Here is a 9,108-nt window from a genome sequence, read left to right as displayed (position 1 = left end):
CGACCCGGCCCCCTCGCCCCCCCCGCGCGCCCCCCCCCGCGCCCCCCCCCCCCCCCCTCCCCCCCCCCCCCTCCCCCCCCCCCCCCCCCCCCCCCGCCTGCTCCGGCCGGTTGGCCTTCGCGGGTCCTTCCGCCAGCCCCACCAGCCCCGCCCGTACCGATCAGACCGGCGGATCCCCCGTTACCGCCCTTTTGACCGTTGGCCCCGGATCCGCCGGCTCCGCCGTTGCCCAGCAATATCCCACCAGGGCCGCCGTCTTGTCCTGTCCCTGGAGCCCCGTTCTCACCGTTACCGATCAGCGGGCGTCCCCACAGCGCCTGACTGGGCGCATTGATCAGGCCGAACACATCCTGCCCAAGGGCCTGCAAGGACGGCACGTTGGCCGCCTCCGATGCGGCATAGGCGCCGGCGCTGCCGTTCAGCGTCTCGACAAATCCGTCGTGAACCTGCGCGATCCGACCGCTGAGAACCTCAAAATCTTTGGCGTAGGCACTGAACACCGCCGCGATCGCCGCCGACACCTCGTCCCCGGCGGAGGGCAGCACCCCCGTGGTTAACACCGCCGCCGCCGCACGGGCGTCACTGATCGCCGTACCGATACTCGACAAGTCCGTTGCCGCCCCCGCTATTAGTTCAGGGGTTACCGTCACAAATGCCACCTTGTGCCTCCCTGTCACGTCGTCGCGGCACCACGGGCGGAACGAGTGCATCGATGTAGCAACGCTATCGCAGTGCCGAACCGGGAGATTGGGTTTTTCGGCGTTCGTCACGGAACATGTACGTCGAGGTCGGTGGCTGTGGTGACATCGCTCTCCGCAACGCGGCATCCGTCGTGGGATAACCGTCGCGCGTAGTGCATCCGCCCGTCCCCGAGGGCATCGCGACTGCCGAGTACGTATGTCGGCCGTACGGGCAAGCCGATCGGGTTAGTGGCTCAGGTCCAGCCGGGGGTTTGGGGAACCGGGTAGAGCCCGAAGGCGATAGCGAACAGACAAAGCGTCCCGATGATGTACTTGAGTACTTCGCGCGTGCGCCCCTCCTCGGGCAGCGGGGTGGGCTTGCAGGCAAGCCCACCCCGACGGTAAGCAAAGAGTGTTGCACGACCCGGCCACGGAATCATCAATTACACTGTTGCTCATCGTATTTCGATGACAAATGACTAGCCGTTTGAGGATCGACTTTCGACAGTTTGTTGTCGATGGGGAATGGCGAGCTTGCTCCGAATCCTCAAGCAGCTAGTGGTACTTCGATGGCGAGGTCGTTCGAACGGCGTTTGTATGTCGATGCAGATTCGCTCGTAGGCACGGTCGACACGGGTCCAGTGCGCGGGTTAGCGTCCCATCCGGGGCTACGTACCCCGGCGCCTGGGTCAGGGCGTCTTTGGTCAGCACGTAGAGATCCAGCGTTGCGACATTCGTTGGCATCGAACGGTTCGAATCCGAACCGCTGCCACCAGCGGAGCTCGTCAGAGTTGAGCGCGGTGACGACAACTGCCCGGCAGGCCGCTTTGATGTTCAGTTCGACGGCGGTGGCCAGGATATGTTTGACCATCTCGGTACCGAGGCCAAGTCCGGCTACACGAGCGTCGGTGGCCAGCCAGCCGATCAGCAGCGCGGGAACCTGTCGTGGCGCGCCCCTGCCCAACGGTTTTGGGGCTGGCGGATCGATCGACGGAAGTCATCGACAATGTGGCATAGCAGGCGGCGTTGTGGCTGGCGTCAGCAATCACCCACACTGCGGCGGCATTGCCGCGGTGGTTCTGCCCTGCGTATCGACGCAGCCACTCGTCTAATGTTGTGTCACCAGAGTCGAATTCGTCGCGGTGGTGTTTGTCCGGGTCAAACAGTGTCGGCCGGTGGAACTGCACCTCAGTCGAGCCAGCTGAACTTCGCCGACCGCTGCAACGCCGCCGCTAGCCGCTCATTCACCTGCGCTGGACGTTCGAGTGCTTCAGCAAAGGCAGCCGCGGCGACGGGGGAGAGGCGGATGCTTTGCCGTTCGGCGAGCGCACTGTCTGCAGCCCGGTTGGCAGCCTGCAGAACGAACGCTGTGACGCTCAGGTGCTCCTCGTTTGCCGCCTCCTCCAAGCGCCGTTTGGTGGCCGCGTCGACGCGCAGCTGCAGCCGGTCGTCCTTCATCGACGTCATGTACTCAGCCGACCAGCGTTTTAGCAGGACAGAGGTGGTCTTGACTATCTATCCGGCGACGCGGCGGTTGCGGTTGTTGAAGATGTCCGCTCACGACACCACCTCGGGGTGTCGGTTGGGAAGTGCCCTGCGTTGGCGCTCGGTCATGCCGCCCCAGATGCCGTACTCGAGCGCATTGTCGAGCGCGTCCGTCGCGCACTCCTGTATTACGGGGCAGTGACGGCAGATAGCCGCAGCATTACGTTGCGCGGCCCCCGCACAAAGAGTGCTGACAATGAGCTGCCCCTCCTCCCGCCCGCACGTTGCGGCCGCCTGCCCCTGGTGAAGACCATGCCTGGATCCGCAAAGCGGCTTCGGTTGATCGGGCGGGTGATGTCGATGAGCCTGTGGGTCATGGCAATTCCGGCGGCGCATGATCCTGGACTCCCGTGACGCGTCGACGAACTTGGGACCGCATTGAGGGATCGTGTGTGTCCGCAGGTGTCCAGCTCGGGCGGACCGGGTAGGACTACGACTGTGATGAACAAGCAAGAGCTGGCTCGAGAGCTTGGCCACCCCGACGCCCAGAAGCTGCTCTCCGGCTCCATGGCAAGGCTCGCCTACAACGGACATGATGGCTTCCCGCGGGTCATCCCAGTCGGCTTCTACTGGACCGGTGAACGCATCGTCGTCTCCACGGCGCCGACCTCGCCGAAAGCCCGCGCGCTTTCGTCTCGCCCGGAAGTGGCATTGACGATCGACACCGGCTCCACGCCCGAAGAGGCGAAGGCCCTCTTAGTGCGTGGCCTCGCCACACTGGAAACCGTCGACGGCGTCACCGATGAGTACCTTGCGGCAGCGAGGAATTCGATGGACGGACCCCAGCTCGCCGAGTTCGAACGCAACGTGCGGTCGACGTATAAGCAGATGGTGCGCATTTCGATCGAGCCGCAATGGGCACGGTTTTATGACTTTGGTGCTGGCCGGTTACCCGCTTACCTCGCGAATCTCGTCAACGACGGTTAGCCAACGGTAGACCGTGGCGATCGTGCATTTACGAACGTAATTCGCGGTTTTCATGTGCAAATAGCCCAGTCGACGGATGCTGGGTGTCACTTATTATCCACACAGCGTTCGTCGGCGCGGCTGAAGAGACGGGTGTTCATGAGGGTTACTTCCTTAGGTCACGGGTTCGGGGCCAGGATCGATGGAATAGCTCTGCATGAAATCGGGGACCGCGTTTTGTCCGACGTGCTCTCGTTGCTTGAGGAATGGGGGCTGCTCATATTTCCTCGGCAGGCTTTGGACGATCCCGATTTGCACGCATTTGCCACCCGGATCGGAAGCCTGGAGGAATCGTCCAGAAAAATCTGTCTCTCACCCCAGTTCCCGGCGATCGGGAGCCTTTCAAATCTGCGGGACAACGACGGGGAGCGCATCGGGTTCGCCAGCACCACAACGGACTTCTGGCACTCGGACCAGCAACACCGAGAGAATCCGGCGACACTCGCCTTCCTGTACTGTCTGGTCCCGTCGGTCACGGGAGGGGCAACAAGTTTCGTGTCCACCGACGTAGACAGAACGGGGCTCGACTCTGATCTGGTCGATCGGCTAGCTGGGCTACGAGTTGTGTATGAACCCGCGTCCGACCATGACAACATTCCTGCGGTTCAAGTCTGTCAGCCGGCGCTACTGAAAAGCCCCACCTCCCAAAGACGTTTCGCGTACGTCAGCGAGAACACCGTCGAGTTCTTAGGGCTCGGGGCAGAAAGCTCCGCCGCACTCAAGCGGCTGGTCCTCGATCATCTCCTGCACCCGAGTCGGGTCTATTCGCACCGCTGGTCCACGGGGGATTTGATCCTTTACGACAACGCTCAACTCATGCATCGCCGCGAGCCCTTCGAAGGGCGCCGCTGGTTGAAAACTGCAAAGATTTTTGCGCCGAAAGACAAGTTTGCTGTCCCTGCGGGTGTGCGATGACTGGCAACGCCGTCTCGACTCCGACTGGGACTGCTGCTGCGAAAGAAGTGCTGGCTCACGTGCGACGAACGGTGGCAGACAGTGCGCGTGTCATGCGGGGGCAGGGCGCCCTGCGGGTGGCGGACCCTGATGTGGTCCGCGCGGGATGCGTGGGTGGCCTCCCATTCGACAGCATTACAACGGACTTGTACCGAGGCTGCCTCAGCCTGGCCCAAACATGCTACGGAAGCTGTTTTGCGGCCAAAGCCGCATACCAAAGTGGGTTCGACTTCGCTGAGCGCGTGGAGAACATCATTGATCGAAGCGTCTTGCTCGCGGACCTTAGCTATCTCCCTACGACACAACGATTCCTGAGAAACGGCTGGAACAGCGATGCTTCATGGAATTGGCCGAAAGCCCTGCAGCTGGCCGAAATCATCGGGGAGACAGACCGGTTCGTGGTGTTCGTGACGAAATGCTTCACGCCGATTCGAGCCGAGGTAGCGCACGGCCTGGCGGGCGTCGGAGCGGAGCTGCGCGTCTCCGTCAGCGCATTCGACACACCGAACCAGTTGAGGCAGAGGTTTGATGCGCTGCTCGCATATCGGGCCGCCGGGGGAATCGCCATACCGGTCGTCATGACTACAGCTTTCGCTGACCACGAGCTGAACGACCGGCAAGACTCCATCGTGGACTGGGTCGTGCGGCACGACCTGCCTGGGGCGGAGAACAGCCTGCGCACTCCGACGCAACTGCCTGTCGCCGGGCTTTTGGACAAACGACACGTCCGGCCGCTTGACGAGAGCGGGGACCTGTGGGCGGGGCGTTTATATGGCGACGTGCTCCCCGTGCCCACCACCGCCTCGCTCCCGGGCGACTACCCCGGTTTGACGTTCGGCCATCTGTCGGGAATCGACCGGGAATGGCTCGAGTCGTGGCGGCGGGACCCCGTCCGCACGCACGAAGAAGTGATGTCCGGCGTGCGGTTCGCTAAGCCCAAACAGGCTGGGGTGGCTATGAATTGGCGCGATGCCCCGTCTTCAGAGGGGAGCACGTGTCGTTAAGGTGTTCGTCTAGGCACGCCGCCCTCGCGCTGGGGACGCTCGCCGCGTTGACCGCCCATACCCTGACGATCGCTCCGACGTTTCTCATCCCGACGTGGACGAACCACGGGATGGGGCTTGCGGCAGCGGGAGGGCTGGCAGGCGCTCCCGCTCTGGGCATGATGTTCGCCTTGGTTCCGTGGGGTTGGGTTATCGATAAGCACGGAGAACGGATCCCAAGCGTTTTAGGGTTCATCGTGGCAGCGTCCGCCTACGCCGTCGCCTCATCTGTAGCCGAGTACCGCCAATTGTGGCTTCTCTTGTTTCTCGGGGGCGCTGCCGCAGCATCGGTGAACACGGCGACCGGCCGACTGGTCGCGGGCCATTTCCCTGCCTCGCAACGCGGAAAGGCCATGGGCGTCCGTCAAACAGCTCAACCCCTGGGCAACGCGCTAGCGGCGGTGCTGCTCCCGCCCCTCGCCGACTCGGTCGGGCCAGGGCGCGCACTGCTCGCGCCCGCGTTCATATGCGGCTGCGTTGGCTGCCTCTGTCCGTTATTCCCAGACCCAGTGCAGCAGCCCGTTGGACAAAACTCTGTGCAACCAAAAAACCCATACAAGGACGGTTCCAAGTATCTTCAGCGGATCCACTTGTCGGGCATGCTGCTCACTGTGCCCCAAGCGATCGTCTGGACATTCATGTTCGCTTGGATACGGTCCGACCAAGGCTGGGCGGCGGTGGACGCGGGTCTTCTTGTCGCAGCGACTCAGTTGGTGAGCGCTCTGGGGCGTGTGGTGGCGGGACGTTGGTCAGATGTGACCGGATCGAGAACAACGCCTATCCGGCAGATCGCGATCTCGGTGACGGTGTGCGTGGTCATCTTGGCCAGTGCCGAAGCGGCAGGTCTCAAACTTGCCATCCCGTGCATCGTGGCGCTCGCGATCCTCAGTGTTGCCGACAACGGCCTGACGGTTACCGCGGTGGTGGAATACGCGGGGCCGCGCTATAGCGGACGAGCGCTTGGGGTGCAAAGCATGGGGCAGCTGCTAATTGGCTCGCTCTCCGGCCCCGTGTTCGGCGCGGTGATCGCAGCAGCCGGTTATCCGATCATGTTCGGAATTGCGGCACTCGCGCCGGTAGCGGCCGTCTTCGCAATTCCCAGCCTTCCCGTAATCCGATCATGGAAGGCTGAGCGTGGCGATCATCCCACGGCGTCGGTCTGCCCGGAGGAGAACAGCTAATGGACTTAGTGAGCCCGCCCCCACCCGCACCCGTGGATGATGGAGCGGCAGACCATCTTCCGGGCCGAGCCGTTCCCCGCCTGGCACTGCTGAGCACCGCGGGCGAGATGATCGTCATCGACGCATTGGGGACAGGTCGCACCGTGATTTACGCCTATCCCAAGATCGGTCGCCCCGGCACCGCTTCGCCTGAGGGCTGGGATTCGATTCCCGGGGCGCGTGGTTGCACTCCCGAGTCGTGCGGCTTCCGCGATCACTACGGGGAACTTCTAAACGCCGGTGCTACACGGGTATTCGGGTTGTCCAGCCAAGAAGCCGACTACCAGCAAGAAGCCGTCGAAAGGCTGCAGCTGCCCTTCGAGATGCTCTCCGACCCGACGCTAAAGCTTGCCAATGACCTCGGGCTGCCCACATTCGAAGCCGGCGGGTCCACGCTCTACAAGCGACTGACACTAATCGTCCGTGGCGGGCTGATCGAGCATGCGTTCTACCCAGTCTTTCCGCCCGATGAGCATGCCGAGCAGGTGCTGGGATGGCTCAGAGCCAACCCGGAATAGTCGCGACACGCTGAGGGGCCCGTAGTGGCGATGAATGTTCCATCGTTATCGAGTCAATCTTGATATGCGCTCACTGATCATCACGCAGAACGTGACCCTCGACGGCTCAGTCGAGATGCTGGAGGACTGGTTTGACCCGCAAGCACACGACGACGAACTGACGGCTGAGATGCGTCGTCAAGACCAGACTGCCGACGCACTACTGCTGGGCAGAAAGACATTCGAGGATTTCCGCGGTTACTGGCCGAACCAGACCAACGACGCCAGCGGCATCGCCGACTACCTCAACAACGTCGCCAAATATGTGGTGTCCTCGACGATGACCGACCCAAAGTGGAACAACTCGACGGTATTGTCCGGCGATCCCGTGACGCATGTCCGAGCACTCAAGGCAGCGCCGGGCGGCGACATCGTGGTCACTGGCAGCATCACGTTGTGCCACACCTTGATCGCCGCGGGTGTGGTCGATGAGTACCGCTTGTTCATCTACCCCGTCGTCCAGGGCGCTGGTCGCCGCCTGTTCCCCGACGGCCGAATGATCTCCGGGTTCAGCCCGGCTGCATCACCGATGAATTTCCCCGGCGGTGTCACCCTGGCCAGCTGGAAAACCCCGACCGAATTGGCGCATCGCTGAGGGAGTTTCGGGGCTATCCCATTACCGTGCCTGAGGAATCTTGGTTGCGTTCTCGCTTACGTGAAAAGGCCCCGAGGTTGAGGTCGTGCCCTGTGTGCCTACATGTGTAGTGGACCGGGTCGCTGTCGTGGTCGTGGCCGTTTTCAACGGCGTCGATGATCCGGTCCAGGATGGAGCCGACGATCGGGGCGTTCTTGAACTGGTTCCCGCTAGTTCCGATGCCGACGTAGAACCCCGGAAGCGCCGTCTTGTCGTAGATCGGCGTCCAATCCTCGGCGACGTCGTAAACGCCGGCAATGCCGTTGGGCCGGTTCGGAACGGTCAACTCCGGAAAGCGCCGTGCGGCTCGGGTGATCTGAGCCTCGTACCGCTCGACGGTCGAGTTCAGATTGGCCGCATCGGGGTCGTCGATCCACTCGAGCGGATCGCACTCGGGCTCGGTGCCGCCGACCAGCATGTTGCCTCCCGATTCGGGCCGCGTATAGATGCCCAGGTCCAAGTCGCCGATCGCGGGGAACTCGGCGTCCGACTCCCGCAGCGATGCAGGCGCCCGCACCTGGTGAACCTCCTGGCGCATTGGGGCGACCTTGATCGTGAAATCGCTTGTGGCGCCGACCATCTTGTTGATAGCGCTGGACCATGGCCCGGCCGCGTTCACGAGCACGGGTGCCTCGACCGGTTCGTGTCCATCGATCGCTACGCGCCACACGTCACCAACGCGATCTATCGACATGACCCGGCGGCGGAACGCGAAGCGCGCGCCCCGGTGCGCGGCCGCCGCCGCGAGGTTGGCAGCGGCCAAGCGTGGGTCGTCGACGTATCCGCCGTCGGGGTTGTACAGCGCTCCGAGGTGGCCATGCGGGTCTTCGAAGAACTCATCGGAATCGACCGGCTTGGGCGGGTAGAAAGAACCCGTATCAATGCCCTTCACGCGCTTCGCGAGCGGCTCGGCGTCCCACACCTCGTATGGGATACGTGCCCGGTCAAACAGTTCGATCATTCGCTGTCGTGGGATGAGCGGGACGTCGAGGAGGATCTTGCCGCATCGATGAAACCGCGCCATTCCGTTGGGGTCTCGGTAGCCTAGGTACTCTTCCCATTCCTCCCAGCGGAACTTCGACTCCCAGGAAGCCGCGACACCCTCCCACGTCGAGTAGCTGAACCGGATGAGGGCGCTGGACGCGCTTGTCGATCCCATGCCGGCGGCACCGGCCTTGTCGAGTACGAGCGCGTCGACTCCGCGCCGCGCCAGCTCCAGAGCCGTGGCGGAGCCGACGATTCCTGCGCCAACGATGACGGCGTCAGCCGTGGCGGTCATGGGGTAGCTCCTGTGTGTCCAGTTGTGAAAGGTGGTTGATCGTGTGAACGGTTGACGGCTGATTCGAAAGCTCGTCGTCGCTTGCCGGTGTAAGTCCGGTCCGGGGTAGCTGTCAGGAGGCCCGGTAGCAGGCTGGCGGTGTCGTCTGGAAACGGGCGGGGCCGAAGCCCAGCGTCGAGCATCCCGCGTGGCGGGGTGTGCAACCGAACGGTCCGTAACGTCAAGTGAAG

Annotated in this window: 10 protein-coding genes and 1 pseudogene; 6 read left to right on the top strand and 5 right to left on the bottom strand. The window is 63.1% G+C overall.

The window, feature by feature from the left end; all coding sequences use genetic code 11:
- From MSIMFI_RS29130 to MSIMFI_RS29905, 4 genes are all read right to left on the bottom strand, one after another.
- The coding region (locus tag MSIMFI_RS29130; RefSeq protein WP_191499946.1) for a PE family protein at nucleotides 1-659 on the bottom strand (659 nt) is incomplete at its 3' end.
- A gap of 568 nt (nucleotides 660-1,227) precedes the next feature.
- Entirely contained in the window at nucleotides 1,228-1,551 is a 324-nt protein-coding gene (locus MSIMFI_RS29910) for a hypothetical protein (protein WP_396820594.1), read from the bottom strand.
- A 317-nt stretch (nucleotides 1,552-1,868) separates the two neighbouring features.
- On the bottom strand, nucleotides 1,869-2,138 hold the full coding sequence (locus tag MSIMFI_RS26735; RefSeq protein ID WP_191499945.1) for a type II toxin-antitoxin system TacA family antitoxin: 270 nt from the start codon (nucleotides 2,136-2,138) through the stop codon (nucleotides 1,869-1,871).
- 99 nt (nucleotides 2,139-2,237) lie between these two features.
- Nucleotides 2,238-2,561, bottom strand: coding sequence for a WhiB family transcriptional regulator (locus MSIMFI_RS29905; protein ID WP_191499944.1), 324 nt, complete (start codon nucleotides 2,559-2,561; stop codon nucleotides 2,238-2,240).
- Nucleotides 2,562-2,666: 105 nt separating this feature from the next.
- Between MSIMFI_RS29905 and MSIMFI_RS26725 the strand changes: the two genes are divergently transcribed.
- From MSIMFI_RS26725 to MSIMFI_RS26700, 6 genes and pseudogenes are all read left to right on the top strand, one after another.
- Nucleotides 2,667-3,152 (top strand): pyridoxamine 5'-phosphate oxidase family protein, encoded by a 486-nt coding sequence (locus MSIMFI_RS26725; protein ID WP_191499943.1) that lies wholly within the window; start codon nucleotides 2,667-2,669, stop codon nucleotides 3,150-3,152.
- Between the two features lie 138 nt (nucleotides 3,153-3,290).
- Nucleotides 3,291-4,106 carry a TauD/TfdA dioxygenase family protein gene (locus MSIMFI_RS26720; protein ID WP_191499942.1) on the top strand — a complete coding sequence of 272 codons (816 nt, stop codon included), beginning with the start codon at nucleotides 3,291-3,293 and terminating at the stop codon, nucleotides 4,104-4,106.
- A 281-nt stretch (nucleotides 4,107-4,387) separates the two neighbouring features.
- Entirely contained in the window at nucleotides 4,388-5,149 is a 762-nt protein-coding gene (locus MSIMFI_RS26715; RefSeq protein WP_224770474.1) for a hypothetical protein, read from the top strand.
- Nucleotides 5,150-5,196: 47 nt separating this feature from the next.
- On the top strand, nucleotides 5,197-6,369 hold the full coding sequence (locus tag MSIMFI_RS26710; protein WP_191499941.1) for an MFS transporter: 1,173 nt from the start codon (nucleotides 5,197-5,199) through the stop codon (nucleotides 6,367-6,369).
- Between the two features lie 23 nt (nucleotides 6,370-6,392).
- Nucleotides 6,393-6,926, top strand: a pseudogene (locus MSIMFI_RS26705) (peroxiredoxin); the annotation flags it as partial.
- 64 nt (nucleotides 6,927-6,990) lie between these two features.
- Nucleotides 6,991-7,560, top strand: a complete 570-nt coding sequence (locus tag MSIMFI_RS26700) for a dihydrofolate reductase family protein (RefSeq protein WP_191499939.1) — start codon at nucleotides 6,991-6,993, stop codon at nucleotides 7,558-7,560.
- Nucleotides 7,561-7,573: 13 nt separating this feature from the next.
- Here the strand turns inward: MSIMFI_RS26700 and MSIMFI_RS26695 are convergent, their stop codons facing one another.
- Nucleotides 7,574-8,878 carry an NAD(P)/FAD-dependent oxidoreductase gene (locus MSIMFI_RS26695; protein ID WP_191499938.1) on the bottom strand — a complete coding sequence of 435 codons (1,305 nt, stop codon included), beginning with the start codon at nucleotides 8,876-8,878 and terminating at the stop codon, nucleotides 7,574-7,576.
- Nucleotides 8,879-9,108 lie beyond the last annotated feature (230 nt).

It is taken from the genome of Mycobacterium simulans (genome assembly GCF_900232995.1).
Taxonomy (GTDB): domain Bacteria; phylum Actinomycetota; class Actinomycetes; order Mycobacteriales; family Mycobacteriaceae; genus Mycobacterium; species Mycobacterium simulans.
The sequence above is the reverse complement of the archived record's forward strand: the minus strand, read 5'-3'. Positions and strand labels throughout refer to the sequence as shown.

What these genes read in the sequence shown, in the direction of transcription:
- MSIMFI_RS29910 (WP_396820594.1), bottom strand. Translation starts at nt 1,551, where the DNA reads ATGGTCAAACATATCCTGGCCACCGCCGTCGAACTGAACATCAAAGCG.
- MSIMFI_RS26735 (WP_191499945.1), bottom strand. Translation starts at nt 2,138, where the DNA reads ATGAAGGACGACCGGCTGCAGCTGCGCGTCGACGCGGCCACCAAACGG.
- MSIMFI_RS29905 (WP_191499944.1), bottom strand. Translation starts at nt 2,561, where the DNA reads ATGCGCCGCCGGAATTGCCATGACCCACAGGCTCATCGACATCACCCG.
- MSIMFI_RS26725 (WP_191499943.1), top strand. Translation starts at nt 2,667, where the DNA reads ATGAACAAGCAAGAGCTGGCTCGAGAGCTTGGCCACCCCGACGCCCAG.
- MSIMFI_RS26720 (WP_191499942.1), top strand. Translation starts at nt 3,291, where the DNA reads ATGAGGGTTACTTCCTTAGGTCACGGGTTCGGGGCCAGGATCGATGGA.
- MSIMFI_RS26700 (WP_191499939.1), top strand. Translation starts at nt 6,991, where the DNA reads ATGCGCTCACTGATCATCACGCAGAACGTGACCCTCGACGGCTCAGTC.
- MSIMFI_RS26695 (WP_191499938.1), bottom strand. Translation starts at nt 8,878, where the DNA reads ATGACCGCCACGGCTGACGCCGTCATCGTTGGCGCAGGAATCGTCGGC.